The sequence below is a fragment of the Bacillus sp. SIMBA_008 genome, assembly GCF_046535495.1.
GTDB lineage: Bacteria > Bacillota > Bacilli > Bacillales > Bacillaceae > Bacillus > Bacillus subtilis.
Window position 1 is genome coordinate 554,955 of the sequence record NZ_JAWRWL010000002.1, and the last position, 25,064, is coordinate 580,018.

Sequence of the window (25,064 nt, forward strand, 5' to 3'; positions counted from 1 at the left end):
CCTTTGATGTCTGATCTTTTAGCTAAATGCACTTATATTCTCCTATTAAACAATATTCTCTTCCATTTGTCTAAAATTTAAAATGGTTTAATGATTTTCATGATGAGGGAATAATAAATGTATTCTTCACACTTTAGGAGGAAAAACAAATGGACGTATCCATCCCGAAATCTCAGCACAAAACGCTATGCCGAACGGAATACGGCACACTTCAGAAAGTGATCTTATGCAAACCTGAGCACATGACCATAAAAGATGTTATAAACGAAACACAAAAACATTTTGAAGATGACAATATTCATGTAAAAACCGCAAACGACCAGCACAGCCGCTTAGTGGAGGCACTTAGGTCACACAACGTTGAGGTCGTCCTTTTGCCCGTTCGCGACGGACTACCAGAGCAGGTTTTTACTAGGGACATAGGATTTGTCATCGGAGAAAAAGCCTTTCTGTCAAGCATGACTGAACCGATTCGCCAAGGAGAAGAAGCCGTTATAAAAGATTTTTTTCACAGCCAAGGTATCTCTTACACCCGCATGCTTGATACGAGTATTGAAGGCGGAGACGTCATTATCGATGATGACATTGTTTATGTCGGAATCAGCCAGCGCACCGACATTTCAGCTATCGGCCAGCTGGAAGAGGCACTTCCTGAATATACGATCGTTCCAGTGAAGCTTCATGAAAAATTTTTGCATTTGGACTGCGTATTTAACATTGTATCTGAAAGCGAAGCGTTAATTTATCCACAGGCCATTGAGCCAGATGCAGCCGATATGCTAGCAAAACGTTATGATCTTATTGAGGTGCCCGAGGACGAACAATTTACGCTTGGCACCAACGTCCTTTCAATCGGAAAAAAAACGATCATCAGTCTCCCTGGCAACCGCCATGTCAATCAACAGCTATCGAAAAGAGGCTATCACATTATCGAAATTGACCTGTCAGAAATTATTAAATCAGGCGGCTCCTTCAGGTGCTGCACAATGCCGCTGATTCGAGGCGAATGAAGAATCTTCCCCTTTTTCATGTTTTGAACAGCTTATTTTATCAAGATACGTTAATATAGAGGTGACATCATTTTTAAGGGGGAAATCGCATGACAAAATACATAGGATATGTCGGGACGTATACAAAAGGCGGAAGCGAAGGAATTTATTCATTTGAGCTTGATACTGAGAAAAAAGCACTCAGCGAGCCAAAGCTGGCCGCTAAGCTGGGCAACCCGACATATGTGGCGCCGAATAAAAACAACACCATCCTTTATTCCATCGAAAAAGCAGACGGCCAAGGCGGAGTTGCTGCCTATCAAATCGATAAAAACAGCGGCGAGTTGACATTTCTGAATCATCAGTTAATTGATGGCCCTTCGCCATGTCACGTAAGCATTGATGATCAAAATCAATTCGTCCTGACTGCCAATTATCACAGCGGGAAGGTACACGTTTTTCCGGTTCAGGAAGACGGCAGCTTGCAATCACCTGTTTCAGAGGCCGCTCACACAGGAAAAGGGCCGCACGAAAGACAAGAAAAACCGCATACACACTACGCGGGGTTCACACCTGAACACAATTATGTGGTAGCGGTTGATTTAGGTATAGATAAGCTGTACACCTATAAGCTGAAAGACGGCGTGTTGACTGAATCCGGAAGCCATTCCTTCGCTCCCGGTGCAGGACCTCGCCATATCGCTTTTCATCCGAAAGAAAAATACGCTTATGTCATGACAGAATTAAGCAATGAAGTGATTGCGCTTGAATACAACCCGACAGCCGGCGAATTTAGAGAAATCCAAGTCGTTTCTGCCATCCCTGATGATTTTACAGATAACAGCCAGGGAAGCGCAATTCATGTCACGCAGGACGGACGTTTTGTTTATGTCGCAAACCGCGGCCATGACAGTATCGCCGTATTTGAAGTGAATCAATATTCAGGAGAGCTGGCTTTCGTAGAAAGAGTGTCGACAGAAGGAAACTGGCCTCGTGACTTTGTATTTGACCCAACGGAAGGGTTCCTCGTTGCTTCAAATGAAGAAACAGGCAACCTTGTCTTGTTTGAAAGAGACAAAGAAACCGGCCGATTGACACTCCTCCCATCAACGGTTTCTGTCCCTTACCCGGTTTGTGTAAAGTTTTTACATCAAGTATAAAACAAATGGAGTGGCTCTAGTAAAAAGGAGCCACTCTTTTTATTTATCTCACTTTTTCCTTCGTTTCAGCATTTCGATACAAATGGCAAGCGACAAAACGGCCGGGTTCGATTTCTTGAAGCTGGGGACGAGATTCTCCACATTCAGGCATCGCCTCCGGACAGCGGGTACGAAACACGCAGCCGCTTGGCGGATTGACCGGGCTCGGCAGCTCTCCTTTTAAGAGAATACGCTCACGCTTGTCCTCCAATTCGGGATCCGGAATCGGAATCGAGGACAAAAGCGCCTTTGTATAGGGATGAAGCGGTTCACGATACAAGGTGCCGCTCTCTGTAATTTCCATCATGTGCCCTAAGTACATAACACCGATCCTGTCACTGATATGCTTCACCATCGAAAGATCATGGGCAATGAATAAAAACGTTAGCCCTTTCTCTTTTTGAAGCCGCTTCAGCAGGTTGACCACCTGCGCTTGAACAGAGACATCAAGAGCAGAAATCGGTTCGTCCGCCACGATAAATTCAGGATTCAGCGACAGTGCTCTCGCAATCCCGATTCTTTGCCTTTGCCCGCCGCTGAATTCATGCGGATAACGGCTGCCAAAATCGGGATGAAGCCCAACTGCCTCAAGCAGCTCGTCCACGACGAGAAGCCGCGCTTTATGGGTATTGTAGAGATTGTGAATCTCCATCGGCTCCAAAATAATTTCTCGAACGGTCATGCGCGGGTTAAGTGAAGCATAAGGGTCCTGAAAAATCATCTGCAGTTTGCGGTTGAAGGCAAACTGCTCTTTTTCACTCAGTGCATGAAGATTTGTGCCGCGGTATGTCACGCTTCCTTCTGTCGGCTGATAAAGGCGCATCAGCACTCTCCCCAAGGTTGATTTCCCGCACCCTGATTCCCCGACTAGCCCGAACGTTTCTCCTTCACGAATCTGAAAGGTGACCCCGTCGACGGCTTTGACTGTCCGCTTTTTCCCTGCGTCAAAATGCATTTTCAGCTGGCTGACCTCTAACAAAGGCAGTGGCGTCATTTGTCTCCCTCCTTATTCTGAAAAACAGCGGCGCACCGCACAAAGTTCTTTTTCATAGATTGTCTCTTTTAATGTGAGGATTTCGATTGATTTTCCTGTCTTTGGAGAATGAAGCATTTTCCCGCCGCCTACATACAGACCGACGTGATGAATCGCTCCTTTTCCTTCCTCATAAGCAAAAAACAGCAGGTCACCTGCTTTCATATCATCAAGCGGGACACCCTTCCCCGCCTTAGCCTGATCTCCCGCATCACGGGGGATGCTATATCCATTCGCCTTAAATATACTGTACATAAATCCGGAGCAATCAAACCCAAACCCGCTGATCCCTCCCCATAGGTAGGGAAGGCCAAGGAAAAACGCACCCGTTTGAATGATGTCTTCAGCAGTCCCTTTCTGTTTGCTGACAGGCACTGCATCACTTTGCTTCACAAACCTTTCTCCCAAAACAGTCGAAACCTTAAAATATCCGTTTTCTTTTGCAATAAAGGGGAGAACCGTCAAAAAGCTTAATTCGATCTCCTTTTCCCCATTGCTTCTGTACAAAAAGGCAGCAGGTTTGCTGATCATCACATCGTGTTGTGTATCGATGGGCATAGATTTTTCCAGCTGGTTCTTTTTCATCCAACCTGGGTATCCGCGCGGATCCTTTCGGGATGGCTGGCTAGGCACGATCACAGAAACCCATTCCCCCTGTTCTGCCATCACAAGTACCTTTTCGCCAAAAAGAACCTGAGTTTGGATTACATTGTCTGTACATAATCCAAGCCGTTCATCATACGTCATGCGCTCCAGCCAGTCTCTGATCATTACAGTCGGTTGAAGCATGAATTGATCAGACGGGCGCGGTGAATCAGGCACTGTCCAGATGTTGGCCACTGCTGATATGACAGTGTGCATCATTGCTCTTTTTCCCCTTTCAAAAGCGCAGTCCCGGTGATTCCGAGGCCCGGTTTGCCAGGCATCGAAATCGTGCTGCCGCTATATGTTATGCCGCCTTTGAATACATCTGTTTTCAGCATCAGCGGCGCGTCAAAATCAAAGCGTGTGATGTTTCTCTTGCTTGCCGCAAAATGCGCCGCGGCCGTAATGCCCAGCTTCGTTTCGATCATGCTGCCGACCATACACTCCACCCCGCAGGCCTCCGCCATGGCATTAATTTTCTCTGCTCCGCTGATGCCGCCCGCTTTCATCAATTTAATATTGATCAAGTCTGCGCTCCGGGTTTGCAGAACTTCGAACGCCTGGCGCGGTGTAAAAACACTTTCATCAGCCATAATCGGCGTATCTGTTGCATCTGTCACCTTTTTAAGCCCAGCGAGATCATCTTTATGGACAGGCTGCTCGACAAGCTCAATGCCTAGACCCGCATCCTCCATTTTCCGAATGGCAGTTACCGCTTCCTTCGGCGTCCACCCCTGATTAGCGTCTAAACGCAGTTTCACAGCTGATCCGACACGTTTTCTGATTTCCTGGATACGGGCAATATCTGTTGCAATATCATCTTTTCCGACCTTTATTTTCAGCGTTTGAAAGCCTTGTTTGAGATAATTCTCGGCATCAGCTGCCATCTCTTCAGGTGAGTTGACACTGACGGTATAATCTGTTTCCAGCGTATCTCGATATCCGCCAAGCATTTGATAAAGCGGCAGCCCGCACATCTGCGCCCAGCCGTCGTATAGCGCCATTTCTACAGCAGCCTTCGCGCTCATATTTCCTGTAAGAAGATGCTGGATATCGTGCAGAATGGCCTCATAGCTCGCCAGGCTTTTTCCAAGCAATGCCGGCTTCAACACATGGTGGATGGCACTTTCAATGCTATCCATGCTGTCTCCTGTAATCACTAACGTCGGGGGTGCTTCTCCCCATCCGACTGCACCGCTGTCATAAGTAATCCTTACTATGACTGATTCAGCCGTATACACAGTGCGAAGCGCGGTTTTAAACGGCTTTGTCAGCGGGACAGCGATTCGGCTTGTTTCGATTCGAATGATTTTCATGTCTTCAGCGCCCCTTCTGAAACGCCTGCCTCTATTACGACTGTTTTTTCTGCTGTATTCATAGCAGCTTTCGCACCGATCGGAACGGCAATACTTGGCGAGCAGTGGCCGATTTTAAATCCTCTCAGAGCAGGCCTGCCCGCAGAAATAATATAGTCTTCCAGCACCTGCTCAAGCGAGAGAGACTTCTCTCGCTTCACCGGGACACAATTGTGAAAATCACAAACTAGAATTCCTGCCGCGTCCGTCAGCTTCCCCGCCATTTTCAGCTGATTCAGCATCCGGTCGATTTGATAAGGCTCCTCGTCAATATCTTCAATAAACAGAAGCTTTCCTCTCGTATCAATTTCAAATGGCGTGCCCAGTGTAGACGTCAGCAAAGACAGATTTCCCCCGACAAGCTCGCCTTCCGCTTTTCCAGGAACAAGTGCGGTCAGCGGAGAAAGCTCTTCTGTATAGGTGAATTCCGTCTCCTGGAAGAGCTGCTTATATGACGCTTTTGTCAGCGGGTGAACGTCGTCAAGGCCAATATCCGAGCTGAGCATTGGGCCATGGAAGGTGACAAGACCTGTGTTTTGATGAATGGCAGTATGTAAAAACGTAATATCACTGTATCCCCAAAAGATTTTAGGGTGTTTGCGGATCAAGCTGAAATCAATGCCCGCGGCGATACGTCCTGTCCCAAAACCCCCGCATGCGCACAACACTACTTTTACCTCCTCGTCTCTGAACATCTCATGGAGATCCGCCAGCCGCTCATCATCCTGTCCCGCTAAATAGCCGTGCTGGTTTTTCAGCGCCTTGCCCAGCTTTACCTGAAGACCGAGCTCTTCTAAAAATAAAAGCGCGGTGTCAAGCTTTTTTGGATCCGGCGGACTTGCGGGCGCGATCACTCCGACTGTATCACCCTTTTTCAGCGCTTTCGGCTTGTAATTCAACGAAAACACTCCTTTCATTTGCTCTGCACCCTACGTATACGTGCAAGAAAGAGAAAAAATACCGCTCCTTCGCATAAAGAAGCAGTATTTCCTCAATCACCGCCATCAGTTTTTATCTGCCCATTTTAAATCGATATAGCCGACAGGGTGACGGACAATTCCTTTTACTTGTTCATTTTGCAGGTGAACCTGATTATAAAAATAAACCGGAATGATCGGCGCTTCATTGATGAGCAGCTCTTCAGCTTGATGCATAAGAGAGAACCGTGTTTTTTCATCGGCTTCATTTTTCGCCTGTTTGATCAGCTGATCGTATTCTTTATTGGCCCAGCCTGTGCGGTTCATCGAATTTCCCGTTTGAAAGGCTTCCAGAAAACTGATAGGGTCCGCGTAATCAGGCAAAAATGAGCTTTGAGAGAATTGGAATTTCAGCGCTTTTTGATCCTCTAAAAATACGTTCCATTCCATATTGGCCAGCTTTACATCGACTCCAAGGCTATTTTTCAATTTTTGCTGAATAGCTTCGGCAATCTTTTTATGCTCCGGCTTTGTGCTGTAAGTAAGCGTGATCGCTGGAAGCTTATTATAGTTTTCTTCCTTCATGCCCTTTTCGAGCAGCTGCTTCGCTTTGCTTTCGTTAGGCTTGATCAGGTCTCCGCCTGCTTCACGGAAATCTTTGCCGTCAGGCTGCGTAAACCCAGGCGATACAAAGGCACGCGCCGGTTTTTCATTATTTTTCGTGACATACTTTACAATTTCCTCTTGATCCACAGCCATCGCAAAGGCTTTTCTGATGTTTTCATTTTGAAACGGCTCCATGTTGACATTAAATCGATAGAAATAGAGACCCGCCTGGTCAACAATATTGACGTTATCCTGATCAAGCAGCTGATCACTCAGCTCAGCAGGGACATAAGCGGTATCAAGTTCCCCTGATTGAAACATCTGGTAATCTGTATTTCTGTCACTGACCATCGCCCATTTCACCTTATCAAGCTTCACTGTATCTTTATCCCAATACGTGTCGCTTTTCTCCATTGTGATGCTGTCATCATGCTTCCATTCCGTCAGCTTAAATGGACCGTTTCCGACAAATGTATCCGCCTCAGCAAACCACTTTGGATTGTCTTTATCGACCTTTTCATTTACCGGAAAATACGCAGGATTGGACACAACGCTCAGAAAATATTTTTGCGGTGCTTCCAGTGTAACTTCAAGGGTTCGATCATCCTTTGCCGTCACCTTCACATCGTCTTTTTTCCCTTTCCCGCTGTTATATGCTTCGCCGCCTTCAATAAAATAACCTAGGAATGCCGATGAAGCGCCTTTTTTCGGATCAAGCATCCGCTTCCACGCGTATTCGAAGTCTCCAGCTGTTACAGGATCTCCGTTTGTCCATTTCGCATTTTCCCGAATCGTAAATGTGTAAGTTTTATTATCTTTCGAAACAGACCACTTCTCCGCCATTGCCGGCTCAGGCTCATGATCTTTGCCAAGACGCGTAAGCCCCTCCATGATGTTATTTAACGGCTGCCATGACACATTATTAAAGCCGATCGGCGGATCGAATGAAGTCGGTTCATTTTCATTATTTACATACAGCACCTTTTCTCCGCTGGTTTTTGCCTTATCATGACTGCCTTCTTTTCCGGCCTGTTCATTTGCTGTGCACCCCATCAGCGCAAACGAAAGTCCTAATGCAAGACCCATGCCCCATAGCTTTTTCACTCGTTTCATCCTCTTCCCCCTTTTCATGTTCAATCCTTCGCATCTCCTGACAGCACCGCATGCTCTGCTCGTTGATCCTGCAGCCAGCAGTTGACGGTGTGCGAGTCAGATCTGATCGTCTGGCCCGGGTACACCCTGTCACACACAACCATCCTGTTCGGACAGCGGGCGGCAAACGGGCAGCCCGGCGGAGGCGAAAATAAATCCGGCGGCGTTCCGTCGATTGGGATCAGCTCAGCGCCATCTAAATCCAGCCGCGGGACAGAAGCCAGCAGTCCTTTTGTATAAGGGTGCTGCGGCTGATAAAAAATATCTTTTCTCGTGCCGATTTCCGCGATTTTCCCGGCATACATGACTGCGACTCTGTCAGCTACCTGGGCAACGACCCCTAAATCATGTGTAATCAGGATGACAGACACATTCGTTTTTCTCTGAATCTCTTTAAACAGCTCTAAAATCTGTGCCTGAATGGTTACATCCAGGGCGGTGGTCGGTTCATCCGCAATTAAGATGTCAGGCTCGCAAATCAGCGCCATCGCAATGACAATCCGCTGTCTCATGCCGCCGCTGAATTGGTGGGGATATTGCTTTAGGCGCTCTTCGGGATCTGGAATACCAACCAATGACAGCATGGAAAGCACCTCTTTCCGTGCCGCTTTTTTGCTCGTTTTTTTGTGGCGCAATAGCGCTTCCCCCAGCTGGTCGCCGACAGTCAGCGTAGGGTTTAACGCCGTCATCGGGTCTTGAAAAATCATAGAAATGTCGGCTCCCCTTATACCTCTCATTTCTTTGTCAGAGAGACGGCAAAGGTCTTTGTTTTTAAATAGAATGCTGCCGTCTGTCACCTTCGCCGAATAAGGCGGAAGCAGGCCCATGATGCTTTGGGAGGTAACGCTTTTGCCGCAGCCGGATTCGCCGACGATCGCAAAGGTTTCTCCTTGATACAAATCAAAGCTCACCCCTCTGACCGCCTGAACCGTCCCGCCGTAAGTCGTAAAAGACACGTGCAGATTTTGGACTGACAGAACTTTTTCCATACAGCTACCTCCTCAGCTTAGGGTCAAGCGCATCCTGCAATCCGTCCCCCAGCACATTAAACGCGTACATCGTCAGAGATATGAAAAAGGCCGGAAAAAACAGGCGCCACCAATGCCCAGATAAAATCGTAGGCAGGCCGTCATTCGCCATCACGCCCCAACTTGCAAACGGAGCCTGTATGCCGAGGCCGAGAAAGCTTAAAAATGATTCTGCGAATATGGCGGCAGGTACGGTTAATGTCATTTGTACGATGATCGCTCCCATAGTATTCGGCAGCAAATTCTTCCGGATGATGCGAAAGGTTTTCGCGCCAAAGGTTTTCGAGGCGAGTACATATTCATAATTTTTAATCTGAAGCACCTGGCCTCTTACAATTCTCGCCATGCCGACCCACCCGGTCACAGTAAGCGCCACAATAATAGTGCCCAGTCCCGGCCCCATGAGCACCATCAGCAAAATGACAACAAGCAGGTACGGCAGCCCGTACAGCACTTCGATAATCCGCATCATAATGCTGTCAATCCTGCCGCCTTTATAGCCGGCAACGCCTCCGTAAATGACACCGATCAAAAAATCAATCAGTGCTGCCATCACGCCGACAAACAACGAGATTCTCGCGCCATACCATGTTCGGGTAAACACATCCCGGCCGAGTTCATCGGTGCCGAACCAATGATCGGCTGAGGGCGGAAGATTTTGTTCTGTCAGCGATTGGCGTACGACACTATGGGGCGATAAAAAGGGCCCGATAACTGCCATGACAAAAAGAAATAAAAGAATAAAGAGTCCGGCCATCGCTAATTTATTTTTTTTCAGCCTCCTCCAGGCATCCTGCGTGTATGACAAACTCGGCCGCTTGACCGAATCGGCTTCCCGATTTTTTTCCTGATTCGAGACAAACCACTCATCAGGCACCTGATTGTGCTGTTCTGGCTGGCGTTCATCCGTTTGTACAGGGAGATTCACACGCTTCACCCTTTCTTATGCAGTTTAATGCGCGGGTCTAAGAGACCGTAGGCCAAATCGACCAAAAACAGCATGATAATCAGAATGACGCTGTAAAAAACGGTCGTTCCCATAATCACGGGGTAGTCCCGCTGATTAATGCTTTCAACAAAATATTTTCCCATTCCCGGAATGGCAAAGATTTTTTCAATGACAAAGCTTCCTGTTAAGATGCTGGCGACGAGTGTGCCCAGGACGGTAATGACGGGCATGAGTGCATTTCTGAGTGCGTGTTTTACGATAATTTTGAACGGAGAAAGCCCTTTTGCTTTTGCTGTGCGGATATAATCCTGTGTCAGAACTTCGACCATGCTCGACCGTGTCAGCCTGGCAATGATCGCCATTGGCCCTACAGCAAGCGCTGCGGTCGGAAGCACCATATGAATCGGGCTCGTCCATGTCGCAGCGGGAAATAGTTTGAGATTGACAGCAAATTGCTGAATGAGCAATGTTGCCAGAATAAAATTCGGGATGGAGATGCCGAGTACTGCAAGACTCATCGCGGCGTAGTCCAAAAAGCCATTGCGGCGGAGTGCAGCAATTACGCCCAGCACCAGCCCAGAAATCACAGCAATGACAATCGCTGTCATCCCAAGCTCAAAGGAAACGGGAAATCCGCGTTCCAGCATATCATTTACACTGTCCGACGGTTTTTTAATTGAAGGTCCGAAATCGAATGTAATGATGGATTTTAAGTAGAAAATGTATTGGAAAATGAGAGGATCGTCTAAGTGATAGTAGGCTTCGAGATTTTTTTGAACGGCTTCATTTGTGCCTCTCTCCTCGTTAAAAGGAGATCCGGGAATGACCTTCATGAGAACAAAAGTCAGGGTGGTAATCACCAAAATCGTAGCTGCCATTGCCCAAAAACGCTTTATCATGTATCGCGCCAAAGCCTAAAACACCCCTTTAGCAGAATGATGTCCGCATCGCAAGCTCAGTCATGACAAGCATCGCCTGATAGGCTTCAAGCATGTCCTTCGCCTGAAATTGAACGGTTGTAGTTCCCGTCTTGATTTCCGTTCCCGGCATCAGATTCGCCCATTCTGCTTGGCCATAATTGGCGAATTCAATGCTCAGAACCGGCCTGTCAGGCGGTGTGAGCGGCTTGACTTTGTCCTTGTTTTGCAGGGCAAACGCAGTTTTTTCTGTCAACAGCCGTCCGGCTTTCGCAGGCGACAAGCACTTTACTGCGGATCTTGAAATGGTTTGTTTGACTGCGGCTGTCGTCACGTTCGGGATAAGCTCTTCCGCTTCCTTTGCCGCCCGGTCATCCCCGGCTACCATTAATACCGGGACACCATAATAACCGGCAACGTATGCATTTAATCCAAGCTCACCGACAGGCCGATCGTTTATGTAAAAATGACGGACGCCGAAAATCATGCTGTGTGACATGACACCAGGAGTCGAGGCTCTCGCATGATAACCGAGAAACAAAGCGCCTGTAAACGTATCATCCAGTCCCTCCACCATTGAAAATGGTTTGACGTCACCAGAAATCAAGTCTGCTTCAGGGTGAAGCTTTTCAACCATCAGATTATTCATCTTCGAATGACTGTCATTGACCAGCACCTCGGTACACCCGCTGTTAAACGCTTCAGCAATACAGTAGTTTGCTTCTTCAGTCATGATAAGCCGTCCGCGTTCATAATTCCGCTTGCCGGAATCCACAAAGGTATCGTCCGGAAGACCCGAAATACCTTCCATATCTACTGACATGTACAATTTCATAACGCTCCTCCTTTTTTACTAAATTATGAATATTCTAACAAATTATATTAAAAAAAGAGGAAAAATGCAATATAACTGGGAAAAATCTCAATCATTCAGTGATAAAAAAAGAATCCTCTTTCAAGGATTCATGTCTGTTTACCAACCTGTTCTGTAAGCAGTTCATATTTTTTCAGGGTTCTTTCAAACACCTCATCAAAAACGTCCGGCACAGAGGCGTGTATCACCTCAGCTCCCTCTCCCGTTATTCCGCCTTTGGTTGCAACACGTTCCAGCGTCTCCTCGAAAGACATATTTTTTTCGATCAGCACCTTGCCAGTTCCGTATAGCGAATGAATCAGAAAATCAAAGGCTTCTTCTTTGGACAGGCTGCTGTTTCTGACGGCAGACAGTGCCAGCTCTTCAAAGATTGCAGCTATGAATCCCGGTGCCGAGCTCGTTAAATTGCTGGCCGCATCAACATTCGATTCTTTGATTTCTCGAACACGGCTGAAAACCGATAACAATTCATTCAGATGCTCTTTCTTCTCCGCAGCCAGTGCTTCACTGTGAACGACAAGTGAAATGCCAGCTTCTGCTTCGGACGTAATGGCAGGAATAACACGTGAGATACCCGCTTCTGTTTCTGCCTCCAAAAGACGCAGCGGCACACCGGCAGCTATGGATACGATGTGAGTATTTCTGTTCACATACGGGTGCAGACGGCGCATTGTTTCGATGACATGGAGTGGCGGGACGCATATCAAAATCAATTGGCACGTATTTGCCCAATTCTCCAACGGATCAGCCGATACGTTTGGATAATCTGACATGAGTGCCCGCAGCCGCTCCCCCTTCGTTCTCGTCTCAATAAATAGCTCATTCTCTTTTATTTGTTCATGTTTCAACAGCTGTCTGGCGATCATATCCGCCATGCTGCCATATCCAATCAATCCAATCTGTTCCATCGACTCAGTCCTTTCATATACAATATGAAGTGTACCGTTTTCCGCACTTTTTCACAATTTCCCATAATCTTTTCATTTTTATCCCACAGTTTTTGTTTATGATAAACTCAAGTCATAAACCTATCAATATAAATAGACATGTGAAAATAGAGAAACGGAGTGAACATGATGGATAACTATCGTGATGAAAACAGAACGAAAGGTAATGAGAATGAGGTCTTTTTAACGAAAGAGAACGATCAGAGCGCCTCCTACTCGGCCCGCAATGTCATTCATGATCAGGAGAAGAAAAAACGAGGATTCGGATGGTTCAGACCGTTGCTTGGCGGAGTGATCGGCGGCAGTCTCGCCCTTGGCATTTACACGTTTACACCGCTTGGCGACCATGATTCTCAGGACACTGCAAAACAATCATCCAGCCAGCAGCAAACGCAATCTGTTACAGCAACAAGCACCTCCTCTGAATCTAAAAAAAGCTCATCAAGCTCAAGCAGCTCATCTGCATTCAAGAGCGAGGACTCTTCTAAAATCTCAGATATGGTAGAAGACCTTTCACCAGCGATTGTCGGTATTACAAATCTTCAGGCACAATCAAACAGCTCTTTGTTCGGCTCTAGTTCTTCTGATTCCAGCGAAGATACAGAAAGCGGTTCAGGGTCAGGTGTCATTTTCAAAAAAGAGAATGGCAAGGCTTATATCATTACAAATAACCACGTCGTAGAAGGGGCATCATCACTGAAGGTATCTTTATATGACGGCACTGAGGTTACTGCAAAGCTGGTAGGCAGTGACTCGTTAACTGATTTAGCCGTCCTCCAAATCAGTGATGACCACGTCACAAAAGTGGCAAACTTCGGTGATTCATCTGATCTCAGAACAGGCGAGACCGTTATTGCGATTGGGGATCCGCTTGGAAAAGATCTGTCCCGCACAGTAACACAAGGAATTGTAAGCGGCGTGGACAGAACGGTTTCAATGTCTACATCAGCCGGCGAAACGAGCATTAACGTCATTCAGACAGACGCAGCAATTAATCCAGGTAACAGCGGCGGTCCTTTGTTAAATGCAGACGGCAAAATTGTCGGCATTAACAGTATGAAAATCAGTGAGGATGATGTTGAGGGTATCGGATTCGCCATTCCAAGCAATGACGTAAAACCGATTGCTGAAGAATTGCTGTCTAAAGGACAAATTGAACGTCCATATATCGGTGTCAGCATGCTTGATCTAGAACAAGTGCCGCAAAATTACCAAGAAGGCACACTCGGCCTGTTCGGCAGCCAGCTGAATAAAGGTGTTTACATCCGTGAGGTCGCTTCAGGCTCTCCTGCGGAAAAGGCCGGATTAAAAGCGGAGGATATTATCATCGGCCTAAAAGGTAAAGAAATTGATACAGGCAGTGAATTGCGCAATATCTTATATAAAGACGCAAAGATCGGTGATACCGTTGAAGTGAAAATTCTCCGAAACGGCAAAGAAATGACGAAAAAAATTAAACTGGATCAAAAAGAAGAGAAAACTTCGTAAGACATAACGCCTCAGGCCGTAAAAGCGGTCTGAGGCTTTTTATTAGATAAAAGACCTAATTGTTCTATGAAACTTTCTGACGAGATATCCGTATATCATACAGATTGACATCATTCACATCAGATGCTAGAAACATCGTTTGCTAGGAGGCATGAACATGTAAACCGTGGGACTGAGTATGATCTGCGCAGGATTGGCTTTTCTTTTGCTGAGCTTTCTTCTCTCTGAATCGACGTTGACGTGGGGAATTGTATTGGGTACCAGTATTCTATTAAATATAACTGGTACGGCTCTAATCATGCGTTTCTTAAAAGCCCCCCAATATAACAGCTGACATGCAGCAAAGCCGAGGACGAAATCTTTAAGTTTTGCTGTTTTTATTTCAGCATGACTGAACCGCAGTACAAGCTCACAATCTCTTCTTTACCCAATTTCCATATATCTATCAGCATCTTTTGCTTTAGATCGTGCTCAGAACATAAAAACCCCCTGTCCGTAACGGACAGGGGGTTTGAGGTTATGACATATGCTGGTCTCTATAGAGTCTTTTATTTTCAATTCCATACGATTTTTGGACGATGTAAAGCGGCCTGTCTTTGGCTTCATCGTAGATTCTGCCGATATATTCGCCGATCACGCCCAAAATCAGAAGGACAATGCCGCTGAACAGGAGCTGGATCACAATAAGTGATGACCAGCCGGTAATCGTGCTGTCTGTGAATAGCTTCAGATACAGCACGATAAACATATACAGAAATCCAGCACCTGACATTAAAATCCCCGCATAGCTTGCCAGCTTCAGCGGTTTATGTGAAAATGTCGTGATGCCGTCCATTGACAGCTTCAGCATTTTCTTGAGCGGGTACTTTGTTTCTCCGGCAAGCCTTTCATCACGTACATACTCGACCGCTGTCTGTTTAAAGCCCACCCAGCTGACTAGCCCTCTGACAAATGGATTTTTTTCTTTTAATCTCTTCATTTCATCACAGACTTTTCTGTCCATGAGACGAAAATCCCCCGTATCAATCGGGATATCAATATCTGTCATACCGCTGAGAAGCCGGTAAAACATAGCCGCGGTTTGTTTTTTGAAAAAGGTTTCCCCTTTTCGTTTAGTCCGCACGGCGTACACGACCTCATAGCCTTCCTTCCACTTTTCAATCATATCTAAAATCAGTTCAGGAGGGTCCTGCAAATCGGCGTCAATGACGACGATTGCATTCCCCTGTGCATAATCCATACCCGCCGTAATGGCGATCTGGTGTCCAAAATTCCTTGAAAAATCAATAATTTTCACTCTCGGGTCGATCAGGCTGTGCTCTCTTAAAATCTCAATACTGCGGTCTTTGCTGCCATCGTTTACAAAAAGCAGCTCGTAGTTTTCCTTCGTTTGATCCATGACCTCTTTTAAGCGCTGATAGGTTTCATGAATGACAAGCTCTTCATTATACACAGGTACAACAATTGAATATTGAATATGTCTGCTCATGTTTTTGCCTCCTATTCATCAGCATGTAGTTCGTATAATGTTGCTGACTGATTCATTCCGCCAGGTCCGCCCATTTTGCCGTTTTCACCTGAAGCCTTGCTGCTTGATGTATCAGCTGAATCAGTATTTTCTGTTTTTTGATCAGAACTTGATTGCCATTTTTCTGATGCTACTTCTTTTCCATTTTTCTCAACCCATTCAACAATGTCATTGTTTCCGCCTCTTCCCATTCCAGAAGCCAAGAAGTATTTCACTTTTCCTTCTTTTACAAGTTTTTTGAATTGAGTCAGTGTGATTGCCGGGTCAGAACCGCTGTATCCGCCAATAGCCATGACAGCTTTTTTCGTTTTAATGATATATGGTGCCGCTGTGTTCGAATCGGTTGTGGCGAATAGGTATTCAGCTCCGGAGTTATTCTCCTCTAGATATTTGATCAGTTTTTCATTTACAGTCGCATCAGACATTCCCATGCCTTTTCCGCTCATTGATGCGAGCTGAGGGCCTGTTTCAGGCAGTGAGCTGTTGCCTCCGTACAGAAGTGGCGTACTTGCCCAATAAATCGGCATCACCAGCAATGCGAAGAGAGCTGCAAGTGAAACATAATAACTGAACGGTTTTTGGCGCTGTTTAAACAGCAGCAAAGCAATCGCTGACAACACGCCGATAACACCTACCCCGATACTCCATCCAACACCGATTTGATCGTTGTAGTTTCTGAGAATAAACAATTCAAATCCAGTTGTCGCAATAATTGCTCCTGGCAAAAGCCATGCTTTCCAGCCTGTCTGATTGCGATACAGATGAACAAGGGCAACCCATCCCGCACCAACAAGAGCCGCAATCGGCGGTGCCAGCATGATGAGATAATAATGATGGAAAAATTCTGCGACACTGAAGAATCCGGCAATCGGTACAAGCCACGCAACCCAGAACACCGTTTCCTTCTGCTCTACAGATAATCTTCTTCTTTCTCTCGCGCCTGCGATCAGTAAGCCTGCGATTCCAAATATCGCAAATGGCAGAAGCCAGCTGATTTGATCAGATAACTCTGTTTGGAAAAGCCGCAGTGGACCAGGTGTTCCCGTTCCAAACATCCCTGAACCTGATTGCATTTTCGAACCGGTTCCTGTACCGCCTTTCCCTCCGTCTCCGCCAGGTCCGCCTTGGCCGCCATCTCCGCCGCTTGGAGGGCCTCCTTGACCGCCGCTTGGCATTTCTCCTCCGCTTGGCATTTGGCCATTGGATGGAGGTGCCGTCATATTGCCATTTGAAGATTTGTCATCATTTGATGAGCTGCTGTTTGATGACTGATTAGGCGGTGCTTGAGTGTTATCAGAAGAAGACATTTCTTTTGAAGCGTCTTTGTTTGGCGCACCCTGGCCGCCGCCTGAATTTTGGCCTGTCAGCCGCTGGATTCCGTTATAGCCAAAAGCCAATTCCAAAACAGAGTTGGTTTGGCTGCTTCCGATATAAGGCCGCTTGCTTGCAGGGATATTGTCGACAATGAGCGGCCACGATAACGAAACGGCTGCTAATACGGCTAACGCACTGACCAGCGAAATGATTTTTTTCTTCATCGCGGCATTTGCCGCAATCAAATAGAACAATAGGAAGGCCGGTAAAATCATGTAAGCCTGCAGCATTTTTGTATTAAAACCTACTCCAACAACGAAAAATGCTGCTAACAGCCAGATCAGCTTTCCTTTTCTGATCGCTTTAAAGAGAAGCCATGTAGCAAGCAATAAGAAAAATACCAGTAATGCATCAACATTGTTTGTACGTGCTACAGCTACAGCAATCGGTGTACATGCCATGATGAAAGAGGCAATTCTTGCTGCTGTCTTACCGAATGTCGGTTTTATTAACAGATACATTAAAAGGACAGAACCTACACCAGCAAGTGCCTGAGGCAGGATGACGCTCCAGCCGTGCATACCGAATATAAGTGCGCTGATGGTTTGTATCTGGAACGTAATAGGCGGTTTATCAACCGTTATAAACCCCGCCGCGTCGAATGAGGCATAGAAAAAATTATGAAAGCTTTGCATCATACTTGTGACTGCAGCGGTGTAATAAGGATTCACCGTATCATCATTCCAGATGTTATAGATATTTAAGAATGCAGATGCGAGCAAAATGAGGATGAGGAAAATATCCAGCTCGCGTTTTTTCTTTTCCACTTATTTTTCACTCCTTTTTGTCTAACTTGGAAATAGTGTAACAAGCAAATATGAATAAACTATTAATAAACAAAGACAATATTTTTGCCGAGGCCATTCCATACCAATCACCCATATTTGCAAAGGGTTTTAAGCCATTTCTCCCAATCAGCATCTGATATTTCCTCCCTAATAAGGCATGCTGTTTAGGTCAAAATTAATTATGGTAATAAAAAAAGCCCTCCGGCGGCGCCGGAAGGCAAATGAATCACAATTTATTGGATCGGTTTCAATTTCGCTTCAATTTCAGCTCTTCGATGCTCAAGATACGGCGGAAGAGCGATCGTTTGGCCAAGCTCATCAAGATTTTCATCTACCATAAAGCCCGGTCCGTCTGTTGATAACTCGAACAAAATGCCGTTCGGTTCTCTGAAATACAGCGCCTTGAAATAGTAGCGCTCCACAATGCCGGAATTGCTAAAGCCTTCCCGGCTAATGATCCGGTGCCACCCGGCAAGTTCTTCTTCATCTCTTACCCGAAATGCAACGTGGTGAACACTTCCTTTGCCTTGACGCTCGCGCGGAAGATCGTTTCTTTCTATTAAATGGATTTCCGTTGCAGCACCGCCTTCTCCTGATTCCAGAATAACGGCGGTTCCTTGCCCTTCGACTGGTTCACGGCTGATTTCTGTAAATCCAAGAATATTCGTCAATACGTGTAAGGTTGGTTCAGCATATGGCACAGTCAGTTCAATCGGCCCTAACCCGCGAAACGAAAATTCTTCCGGAATGCCGCTCTGTTTAACAGGCAGGCCATATCCTTTTCCTTCCTCATCAGCAGTCAGCAAAAGTCGCTGCCCTTCATGATCTTGAAATGCCAATATGTCACGTCCAGCTCTTTTGGATATACCGCTGTGCGTTACTTGCTGCGCTTCAAAACGTTCTTTCCAGTAATGCAGGGCTTCTGTGCTTGGAACGCGCAATCCAATAGAAGAAATACTGTTTGTTCCTGCATGAAACGGTGCAATGCGGGGAATCTCGAAAAACGTCAGCTCAGTTCCCGGGTTTGCCACTTCATCTCCGTAGAACAGATGGTACATTGTCGGTTCATCCTGATTGACGGATTTTTTGACGAGCTTTAATCCTAATACTTTCTTATAAAAATCCAAGTTTTTTTGTGCGTCGGCCGTTAATGCCGATACGTGGTGAATGCCGTTAACTTTCATATGCTGTCCCTCCAGGTTAATTTATCTCGATTTCGAGATATCATATCATAGTTGTATATTTATTGTTCTAATAACAAAGTATTTTATTCGCATGAGAAAGTCAACATATCAGCTTCACCGAAGGTTCGTTCATTTTCTGAATTCTCATCTCCCCTCTGTACCGGCTAAAATCCTAATACAGAAAACACGAACTTTACAAATAAAAATCATGAAGTTTATTCGCTTATAGATTGTTAAAACAGGTGTTTCCACAGTTTTATCTGCTGTACACAAAGCAAATTTCGAAAATCAGAAAATTTATTTTATTTCACTTTTCTAAAATAGGGTTTACAATATGAAAAAATAGATTCTTCAACATGAAGCTTCAACATCATAGGAGGTTAAGGACATGCATACTGAAGACAACGGTTTGAAAAAAGAGATAGGCCTCTTGTTTGCCCTTACTCTTGTCATCGGAACCATTATCGGTTCTGGTGTTTTTATGAAGCCCGGCGCTGTGCTTGCTTATTCAGGTGATTCAAAAACGGCGCTTTTCGCCTGGCTGCTAGGCGGTATTTTAACACTGGCGGGCGGTTTGACAATCGCGGAAATCGGAACGCAGATTCCAAAAACCGGCGGGCTTTATGCGTATCTTGAAGAAGTGTACGGCGAGTTTTGGGGATTTTTGTGCGGCTGGGTGCAGATTATCATTTACGGTCCAGCGATTATTGGCGCACTGGGTTTATATTTTGGATCTTTAATGGCGAATCTTTTCGGCTGGGGATCTGGACTATCAAAAGTAATCGGAATTATAGCAGTTCTCTTTTTATGCGTCATTAATATTATCGGTACAAAATACGGCGGCTTTGTCCAAACGCTGACAACGATCGGAAAACTGATTCCGATTGCCTGCATCATCATCTTTGGCCTTTGGAAAGGCGATCAGCACATCTTCACAGCAGTAAACGAAAGCATTTCCGATATGAACTTCGGGGCGGCTATTTTAGCTACGTTGTTTGCTTATGACGGATGGATTCTCCTTGCCGCTCTCGGCGGAGAAATGAAAAATCCCGAAAAGCTGCTTCCACGCGCTATGACGGGCGGATTATTAATTGTAACGGCGATCTATATTTTCATTAATTTTGCATTGCTCCACATCCTGTCAGCGAACGAAATTGTCACGCTTGGTGAAAATGCGACAAGCACCGCGGCAACCATGCTGTTCGGGTCAATTGGCGGAAAGCTGATCAGTGTAGGGATTATCGTCAGCATCTTTGGGTGCTTAAATGGAAAGGTGCTTTCTTTCCCGCGTGTTTCATTTGCAATGGCGGAACGCAAACAGCTTCCATTTGCTGAAAAACTGTCACATGTACACCCGTCGTTCCGGACACCATGGATTGCGATTTCTTTTCAAATTGCTTTAGCTTTGATTATGATGCTGATCAGCAACCCTGATAAGCTCTCAGAAATCTCCATTTTCATGATCTACATTTTTTATGTGATGGCCTTTTTTGCAGTGTTTATTCTCCGCAAGCGAGCAAAGGGAGAAAAGCGCGCCTACAGTGTTCCGCTTTATCCATTTATGCCAATTCTGGCAATCGCGGGCTCCTTCTTTGTGCTAGGCAGCACACTCATTACAGATACTATGAGCTGCGGATTATCCATCCTCATCGGCCTTGCCGGACTGCCTGTCTATTACGGGATGAAAAAACGAAAAGCAAGCTGATAAAACGGTTCCCTTGTTTAGGGAACCGTTTTTTGGTGAAACAGAAGATAAAAGTTGACAGGAAAAACACAACTTTTGATATACTTTTTACGTTAAGCAGAAAGTTTTTGCAAACTTGGGTCGTTTTTTTAAAGCGAAGTAGGTCAAAATAAGGAGACACGATTTATCAAAAAAGTCAAGATACGTTTTTTTCGACTTTACCTGTTTTTTTTCGACAAAAGGCTATATAATAATTTGATGTGTGCATTGTTCATTCAAACTATGGAGGGTTTTTAATGATAAGAAGAAAAAAAGATAAGTTCTCACTCCTTTTAACAGAAATTGCAAAGAACATAGACGAAACTGCAGAATATTTTGTGAATTTTAAGGTCACTAACCAAACGACTCTTAAAGAATTTGCAGATACGTTAAAGGAATATGAAACAAAAGGTGACAATCATGTTCATGTCATGATTAAAGAGCTTAACAAAGCGTTCATCACTCCTATTGAGCGCGAAGATATCCTTCAGCTGACAAACAGCTTGGATGATGTGCTTGACGGAATCGAACATTTCTCTGCCATGATGGAAATTTTCTCAATTACTTCATCAGACGAGCATATCGATAAATTCAGCGGATACATCAGAGAATGTGCGAAAGAGATTTTGATTACGATCGAGCTGCTGGCAGAAAATCGCTTAAAGGATATTCAGCCTCACGCAATCAAAATAAAAGAGTATGAGCACAGCTGTGACAACTTGCACAGAAAATCATTAAAGAATCTTTTCGGAAATGAAACAGACCCAATCAAAGTCATTCAATATCGTGAAATTTACGAAACGCTTGAAGAAATCGCCGACTCTTGTCAAAGTGTTGCCAATAATCTTGAAACCATCATTATGAAAAACGCGTAACGAGGGGTAAAAATGGATATTCTATTAATATTAACGATACTAATAGTCATTTGTGCTCTGGCGTTTGATTTCATCAACGGGTTTCATGATACGGCAAACGCAATTGCGACTTCGGTATCGACAAAAGCGTTGAAACCGCGCCATGCCATTATATTGGCTGCTGTGATGAATTTTATCGGAGCAATGACGTTTACAGGTGTTGCCAAAACCATTACGAAAGACATCGTAGATCCTTATACGCTGGAAAATGGCTCTGTTGTCATTTTGGCTGCGCTACTCGCTGCAATTGCCTGGAACCTTATCACATGGTACTACGGTATCCCAAGCAGCTCATCCCATGCCATCATCGGCGCTATTGCCGGTGCAGCCATTGCGGCAGCCGGATTTGCAGCGTTAAACTATAAGGGCTTCATTAAAATCATTGAAGCACTGATCCTATCACCAATTATTGCCTTTGTCCTTGGTTTTATTCTTTATAGCATCGTTAAGCTGATTTTCAAAGACAGCAACTTGGCGAAAACGAATAAGCAATTCCGCAGAGTGCAGATTGTAACAGCTGCCCTGCAATCGTATACACACGGAACAAACGATGCACAAAAAGCAATGGGAATTATCACAATGGCTCTCATCACAGCGAATTTACATACTTCTGCTAATGATATTCCTACCTGGGTGCAATTCGCCTGCGCGACAGCCATGGGTCTCGGAACATCAATCGGCGGCTGGAAAATCATCAAAACCGTTGGCGGAAAGATCATGAAAATCCGTCCGGTAAACGGTGTTTCCGCTGACTTAACCGGAGCAGCCATTATTTTCGGCGCCACGTTTATTCATTTGCCGGTCAGTACAACCCACGTCATTTCTTCATCAATTCTTGGCGTCGGTGCGTCACACCGGGTAAAAGGCGTAAACTGGGGTACGGCCAAGCGAATGCTCATTACATGGGTCATCACGCTTCCGATTTCAGCGACACTAGGTGCCATCGCCTACTTTATTTTAAATATGATATTTTAATGTAATATGATATTTTAATGTCACACCGCTTCTGTCAAAGGAGCGGTTTTTTTGATGGAACAGGAAAACCATCCGGATCTCTCGAATACAATAAGCAGAACCTATTTCAGATGTGAGGGATTCGAATATGGTTTTATTCTTTCAGATCATGGTCTGGTGCATCGTGGCCGGACTGGGGTTATACGTGTATGCCACGTGGCGTTTCGAAGCGAAGGTCAAAGAAAAAATGTCCGCCATCCGGAAAACTTGGTATTTGCTGTTTGTTCTGGGCGCTATGGTATACTGGACATATGAGCCCACTTCCCTATTTACCCACTGGGAACGGTATCTCATTGTCGCAGTCAGTTTTGCTTTGATTGATGCTTTTATCTTCTTAAGTGCATACGTCAAAAAACTGGCCGGCAGCGAGCTTGAAACAGACACAAGAGAAATTCTTGAAGAAAACAACGAAATGCTCCACATATACCTCAATCGGCTGAAAACATACCAATACCTATTGAAAAACGAACCGATCCATGTTTATTATGGAAGTATAGATGCTTATGCTGAAGGTATTGATAAGCTGCTGAAAACCTATGCTGATAAAATGAACTTAACGGCTTCTCTTTGCCACTATTCGACACAGGCTGATAAAGACCGGTTAACCGAGCATATGGATGATCCGGCAGATGTACAAACACGGCTCGATCGAAAGGATGTTTATTACGACCAATACGGAAAAGTGGTTCTCATCCCCTTTACCATCGAGACACAGAACTATGTCATCAAGCTGACGTCTGACAGCATTGTCACGGAATTTGATTATTTGCTATTTACGTCATTAACGAGCATATATGATTTGGTGCTGCCAATTGAGGAGGAAGGTGAAGGATAATGGAACGTGCGTTTCAAAACAGATGCGAGCCCAGAGCGGCGAAGCCGTTTAAAATCCTGAAAAAACGTTCAACCACCAGTGTCGCAAGCTATCAAGTCAGTCCGCATACAGCAAGAATCTTCAAAGAAAACGAACGGCTGATTGACGAGTATAAACGAAAAAGAGCATGATCACACTAAAAGGACAAGGGAAAACAGCTCTTGTCCTTATTCCTTTTCTTAAAGGGTTACATATAATAAATACAAACAGAGGATAATGTCAGGTGATACAGTGATGAAAAAATTGGTGAGGCGTGTGAAGTTTGTTGATTACGGAAGGTTTGGGCTTTCCGGGTACTCGCTTCGGGTGAGGGAGCGCAGTGCTGGAATTATTAAAAAGTTGAAGAAGAAAAAATAAATCCCGGAACCAGCTCCGGGATTTTTGTGGTCTGTGATCAGCTTAATTGCGCTGCGATCTTCGCTTTCGTCGCAGGTCCGTAAATACCGTCGGCAGTCAGGCCGTTAACAGACTGAAAACGCGCGACTGCGTCAGCTGTTTTCGGGCCGTAAATGCCGTCAATTCCGTTGTTGACAGCGCCTTTATCAGGGTAAAAATACAGAGCCGCAAGTGCTCGTTGCACCTGAAAGACGTGTTCTCCTGAGGTATAAGGTGTTGTCAATTGAATGATACCATCAGGGAGCGGATAGAGCTCGGGTTCTTCAGTGGACGATGGAGCACTTACAATTAATACTTGACCAACGCGAATAAGATTCGGGTCTTCGATATTGTTCCACTCTTGCAGCTGAGCAACCGTAACACCAAATGCTCTCGCTATGGATGTGAGCGTGTCGCCCTGTTTCACGACGTAAGTTTGGCTGCCGCCTCCCCCAATTCCTGCTTTGAACGAATCCCACGTATCTAACAATTTTCGCGGACATTCCTTCCCTGACCAATACTTATGAGGGACGACATTGGCGAGACTGATATTTTGTTCAGCCATTAATGTTTTGATGAGCCACTGGGCATTTGCTGTTGCTTTTTCAAAATCGCCATCGGCATTTTCGCAAATTTCAATTCCGATAGAAGCCCGGTTGCCGCTGCCATTTCCGTCTCCCGCATGCCAGCCGTTTTCATTCAAAGGCAGATGCTGATAAATTTCTGTATCATCAACTGTAAAATGCCAGCTTGTCGTCGTATCAGGATTTTTCAAATAGCGGGCATGGGCTGCAGCATCTGCCCCTACTGCGGTATTCGCTGTATTGTGCACCGTAATGTAGAGCGGCGTCATTGCGTAGCCTGGACGGTTATTTGCGCCAACCGGAATAAAGTCTTGAATAATGTTAACCATTTTCATCTCTCCTTATTTCGTCAGATTATTGTCCCTTAACAAGTCGCGCTGTTTTTTTCCTTTTTCTGTTATATAGTTGTTTTTAAACCAAGCGGCAAGTGTCGTTCCAATTGTAAATGCAATGGAACCGGCTGAATAAAGGGCGTCAGCGAGCTGATTGACCTGCTCCTCCTGAATGTCCAATGGTGATTTGCCGAGCATCAGCATGGTCTGGTTGATTAAAGCAATTAAAAGAAGCACCGTCCTGATGACCGTGCCCTTGTCAAACGTGTTCATGA

The 25,064-nt window shown here is 45.4% G+C and carries 25 protein-coding genes; 9 read left to right on the forward strand and 16 right to left on the reverse strand.

Annotated elements, in window-relative coordinates; all coding sequences use genetic code 11:
• Positions 1-149 precede the first annotated feature (149 nt).
• Positions 150-1,010 (forward strand): dimethylarginine dimethylaminohydrolase family protein, encoded by an 861-nt coding sequence (locus tag SB658_RS08265; protein ID WP_049139773.1) that lies wholly within the window; start codon positions 150-152, stop codon positions 1,008-1,010.
• A gap of 89 nt (positions 1,011-1,099) precedes the next feature.
• Entirely contained in the window at positions 1,100-2,149 is a 1,050-nt protein-coding gene (pgl, locus tag SB658_RS08270) for a 6-phosphogluconolactonase (RefSeq protein ID WP_101172472.1), read from the forward strand.
• 43 nt (positions 2,150-2,192) lie between these two features.
• Here the strand turns inward: pgl and SB658_RS08275 are convergent, their stop codons facing one another.
• The 10 genes from SB658_RS08275 to proG form a co-directional block, all read right to left on the reverse strand.
• Positions 2,193-3,182 (reverse strand): ABC transporter ATP-binding protein, encoded by a 990-nt coding sequence (locus SB658_RS08275; protein WP_003232600.1) that lies wholly within the window; start codon positions 3,180-3,182, stop codon positions 2,193-2,195.
• 12 nt (positions 3,183-3,194) lie between these two features.
• On the reverse strand, positions 3,195-4,085 hold the full coding sequence (gene eepC / locus SB658_RS08280) for a gamma-D-glutamyl-L-lysine dipeptidyl-peptidase (protein ID WP_072175409.1): 891 nt from the start codon (positions 4,083-4,085) through the stop codon (positions 3,195-3,197).
• Positions 4,082-5,182 (reverse strand): L-Ala-D/L-Glu epimerase, encoded by a 1,101-nt coding sequence (ykfB, locus tag SB658_RS08285; RefSeq protein ID WP_128422192.1) that lies wholly within the window; start codon positions 5,180-5,182, stop codon positions 4,082-4,084. The genes eepC and ykfB overlap by 4 nt, the downstream gene beginning before the upstream one ends.
• Positions 5,179-6,138: a S66 peptidase family protein gene (locus SB658_RS08290; RefSeq protein ID WP_072175411.1), complete on the reverse strand. Its 960-nt coding sequence runs from the start codon at positions 6,136-6,138 to the stop codon at positions 5,179-5,181. Before SB658_RS08290 ends, ykfB begins: the two co-directional genes overlap by 4 nt.
• Positions 6,139-6,225: 87 nt before the next feature.
• Positions 6,226-7,875 (reverse strand): dipeptide ABC transporter substrate-binding protein DppE, encoded by a 1,650-nt coding sequence (gene dppE, locus SB658_RS08295; RefSeq protein ID WP_072174130.1) that lies wholly within the window; start codon positions 7,873-7,875, stop codon positions 6,226-6,228.
• Between the two features lie 2 nt (positions 7,876-7,877).
• On the reverse strand, positions 7,878-8,885 hold the full coding sequence (gene dppD / locus SB658_RS08300) for a dipeptide ABC transporter ATP-binding subunit DppD (protein ID WP_106610745.1): 1,008 nt from the start codon (positions 8,883-8,885) through the stop codon (positions 7,878-7,880).
• Between the two features lie 4 nt (positions 8,886-8,889).
• Positions 8,890-9,852 carry a dipeptide ABC transporter permease DppC gene (dppC, locus tag SB658_RS08305; protein ID WP_014476568.1) on the reverse strand — a complete coding sequence of 321 codons (963 nt, stop codon included), beginning with the start codon at positions 9,850-9,852 and terminating at the stop codon, positions 8,890-8,892.
• 5 nt (positions 9,853-9,857) lie between these two features.
• Positions 9,858-10,784, reverse strand: a complete 927-nt coding sequence (gene dppB / locus SB658_RS08310) for a dipeptide ABC transporter permease DppB (protein WP_003245446.1) — start codon at positions 10,782-10,784, stop codon at positions 9,858-9,860.
• A 16-nt stretch (positions 10,785-10,800) separates the two neighbouring features.
• Positions 10,801-11,625, reverse strand: a complete 825-nt coding sequence (dppA, locus tag SB658_RS08315) for a D-aminopeptidase DppA (protein ID WP_029317684.1) — start codon at positions 11,623-11,625, stop codon at positions 10,801-10,803.
• Between the two features lie 128 nt (positions 11,626-11,753).
• Positions 11,754-12,572, reverse strand: a complete 819-nt coding sequence (proG, locus tag SB658_RS08320) for a pyrroline-5-carboxylate reductase ProG (RefSeq protein WP_124059771.1) — start codon at positions 12,570-12,572, stop codon at positions 11,754-11,756.
• Between the two features lie 168 nt (positions 12,573-12,740).
• On the opposite strand from proG, the gene htrA reads away from it, so the two are divergent.
• Positions 12,741-14,099, forward strand: a complete 1,359-nt coding sequence (htrA, locus tag SB658_RS08325) for a serine protease HtrA (protein ID WP_124059938.1) — start codon at positions 12,741-12,743, stop codon at positions 14,097-14,099.
• Between the two features lie 517 nt (positions 14,100-14,616).
• On the opposite strand, the gene SB658_RS08330 is transcribed toward htrA, so the two are convergent.
• From SB658_RS08330 to SB658_RS08345, 4 genes are all read right to left on the reverse strand, one after another.
• The gene (locus SB658_RS08330; protein ID WP_015715747.1) at positions 14,617-15,588 is read right to left on the reverse strand and encodes a glycosyltransferase family 2 protein; all 972 of its coding nucleotides are present in this window, start codon (positions 15,586-15,588) and stop codon (positions 14,617-14,619) included.
• 11 nt (positions 15,589-15,599) lie between these two features.
• The gene (locus tag SB658_RS08335; protein WP_124059770.1) at positions 15,600-17,768 is read right to left on the reverse strand and encodes a glycosyltransferase family 39 protein; all 2,169 of its coding nucleotides are present in this window, start codon (positions 17,766-17,768) and stop codon (positions 15,600-15,602) included.
• A gap of 7 nt (positions 17,769-17,775) precedes the next feature.
• Positions 17,776-17,922, reverse strand: coding sequence for a hypothetical protein (locus tag SB658_RS08340; RefSeq protein ID WP_003244977.1), 147 nt, complete (start codon positions 17,920-17,922; stop codon positions 17,776-17,778).
• 100 nt (positions 17,923-18,022) lie between these two features.
• Positions 18,023-18,973 (reverse strand): ring-cleaving dioxygenase, encoded by a 951-nt coding sequence (locus SB658_RS08345; protein WP_129092418.1) that lies wholly within the window; start codon positions 18,971-18,973, stop codon positions 18,023-18,025.
• A 388-nt stretch (positions 18,974-19,361) separates the two neighbouring features.
• On the opposite strand from SB658_RS08345, the gene steT reads away from it, so the two are divergent.
• The 6 genes from steT (at position 19,362) to spoIISC (ending at position 23,855) form a co-directional block, all read left to right on the forward strand.
• On the forward strand, positions 19,362-20,678 hold the full coding sequence (steT, locus tag SB658_RS08350) for a serine/threonine exchanger (RefSeq protein ID WP_144500801.1): 1,317 nt from the start codon (positions 19,362-19,364) through the stop codon (positions 20,676-20,678).
• 275 nt (positions 20,679-20,953) lie between these two features.
• Entirely contained in the window at positions 20,954-21,571 is a 618-nt protein-coding gene (locus SB658_RS08355; RefSeq protein WP_003218470.1) for a DUF47 domain-containing protein, read from the forward strand.
• Between the two features lie 12 nt (positions 21,572-21,583).
• Positions 21,584-22,585, forward strand: a complete 1,002-nt coding sequence (locus SB658_RS08360) for an inorganic phosphate transporter (protein ID WP_014479569.1) — start codon at positions 21,584-21,586, stop codon at positions 22,583-22,585.
• Between the two features lie 127 nt (positions 22,586-22,712).
• Entirely contained in the window at positions 22,713-23,459 is a 747-nt protein-coding gene (gene spoIISA, locus SB658_RS08365) for a toxin-antitoxin-antitoxin system toxin SpoIISA (RefSeq protein WP_015715744.1), read from the forward strand.
• Positions 23,459-23,629 carry a three component toxin-antitoxin-antitoxin system antitoxin SpoIISB gene (gene spoIISB, locus SB658_RS08370; RefSeq protein ID WP_015715743.1) on the forward strand — a complete coding sequence of 57 codons (171 nt, stop codon included), beginning with the start codon at positions 23,459-23,461 and terminating at the stop codon, positions 23,627-23,629. The genes spoIISA and spoIISB overlap by 1 nt, the downstream gene beginning before the upstream one ends.
• Positions 23,630-23,714: 85 nt before the next feature.
• Positions 23,715-23,855 carry a three component toxin-antitoxin-antitoxin system antitoxin SpoIISC gene (gene spoIISC / locus SB658_RS08375; RefSeq protein ID WP_144460135.1) on the forward strand — a complete coding sequence of 47 codons (141 nt, stop codon included), beginning with the start codon at positions 23,715-23,717 and terminating at the stop codon, positions 23,853-23,855.
• Between the two features lie 37 nt (positions 23,856-23,892).
• On the opposite strand, the gene SB658_RS08380 is transcribed toward spoIISC, so the two are convergent.
• Together SB658_RS08380 and SB658_RS08385 are read right to left on the reverse strand one after the other, a co-directional pair.
• A complete protein-coding gene (locus SB658_RS08380; RefSeq protein ID WP_015715742.1) occupies positions 23,893-24,786 on the reverse strand; it encodes an N-acetylmuramoyl-L-alanine amidase in 894 nt (297 codons plus the stop codon).
• Between the two features lie 12 nt (positions 24,787-24,798).
• Positions 24,799-25,062, reverse strand: a complete 264-nt coding sequence (locus SB658_RS08385) for a phage holin (protein ID WP_014479566.1) — start codon at positions 25,060-25,062, stop codon at positions 24,799-24,801.
• Positions 25,063-25,064 lie beyond the last annotated feature (2 nt).

What these genes read in the sequence shown, in the direction of transcription:
- SB658_RS08265 (WP_049139773.1), top strand. Translation starts at nt 150, where the DNA reads ATGGACGTATCCATCCCGAAATCTCAGCACAAAACGCTATGCCGAACG.
- pgl (WP_101172472.1), top strand. Translation starts at nt 1,100, where the DNA reads ATGACAAAATACATAGGATATGTCGGGACGTATACAAAAGGCGGAAGC.
- SB658_RS08275 (WP_003232600.1), bottom strand. Translation starts at nt 3,182, where the DNA reads ATGACGCCACTGCCTTTGTTAGAGGTCAGCCAGCTGAAAATGCATTTT.
- eepC (WP_072175409.1), bottom strand. Translation starts at nt 4,085, where the DNA reads ATGATGCACACTGTCATATCAGCAGTGGCCAACATCTGGACAGTGCCT.
- ykfB (WP_128422192.1), bottom strand. Translation starts at nt 5,182, where the DNA reads ATGAAAATCATTCGAATCGAAACAAGCCGAATCGCTGTCCCGCTGACA.
- SB658_RS08290 (WP_072175411.1), bottom strand. Translation starts at nt 6,138, where the DNA reads ATGAAAGGAGTGTTTTCGTTGAATTACAAGCCGAAAGCGCTGAAAAAG.
- dppE (WP_072174130.1), bottom strand. Translation starts at nt 7,875, where the DNA reads ATGAAAAGGGGGAAGAGGATGAAACGAGTGAAAAAGCTATGGGGCATG.
- dppD (WP_106610745.1), bottom strand. Translation starts at nt 8,885, where the DNA reads ATGGAAAAAGTTCTGTCAGTCCAAAATCTGCACGTGTCTTTTACGACT.
- dppA (WP_029317684.1), bottom strand. Translation starts at nt 11,625, where the DNA reads ATGAAATTGTACATGTCAGTAGATATGGAAGGTATTTCGGGTCTTCCG.
- proG (WP_124059771.1), bottom strand. Translation starts at nt 12,572, where the DNA reads ATGGAACAGATTGGATTGATTGGATATGGCAGCATGGCGGATATGATC.
- htrA (WP_124059938.1), top strand. Translation starts at nt 12,741, where the DNA reads ATGGATAACTATCGTGATGAAAACAGAACGAAAGGTAATGAGAATGAG.
- SB658_RS08330 (WP_015715747.1), bottom strand. Translation starts at nt 15,588, where the DNA reads ATGAGCAGACATATTCAATATTCAATTGTTGTACCTGTGTATAATGAA.
- SB658_RS08340 (WP_003244977.1), bottom strand. Translation starts at nt 17,922, where the DNA reads ATGCTGATTGGGAGAAATGGCTTAAAACCCTTTGCAAATATGGGTGAT.
- SB658_RS08345 (WP_129092418.1), bottom strand. Translation starts at nt 18,973, where the DNA reads ATGAAAGTTAACGGCATTCACCACGTATCGGCATTAACGGCCGACGCA.
- steT (WP_144500801.1), top strand. Translation starts at nt 19,362, where the DNA reads ATGCATACTGAAGACAACGGTTTGAAAAAAGAGATAGGCCTCTTGTTT.
- SB658_RS08355 (WP_003218470.1), top strand. Translation starts at nt 20,954, where the DNA reads ATGATAAGAAGAAAAAAAGATAAGTTCTCACTCCTTTTAACAGAAATT.
- SB658_RS08360 (WP_014479569.1), top strand. Translation starts at nt 21,584, where the DNA reads ATGGATATTCTATTAATATTAACGATACTAATAGTCATTTGTGCTCTG.
- spoIISA (WP_015715744.1), top strand. Translation starts at nt 22,713, where the DNA reads ATGGTTTTATTCTTTCAGATCATGGTCTGGTGCATCGTGGCCGGACTG.
- spoIISB (WP_015715743.1), top strand. Translation starts at nt 23,459, where the DNA reads ATGGAACGTGCGTTTCAAAACAGATGCGAGCCCAGAGCGGCGAAGCCG.
- spoIISC (WP_144460135.1), top strand. Translation starts at nt 23,715, where the DNA reads ATGTCAGGTGATACAGTGATGAAAAAATTGGTGAGGCGTGTGAAGTTT.
- SB658_RS08380 (WP_015715742.1), bottom strand. Translation starts at nt 24,786, where the DNA reads ATGGTTAACATTATTCAAGACTTTATTCCGGTTGGCGCAAATAACCGT.
- SB658_RS08385 (WP_014479566.1), bottom strand. Translation starts at nt 25,062, where the DNA reads ATGAACACGTTTGACAAGGGCACGGTCATCAGGACGGTGCTTCTTTTA.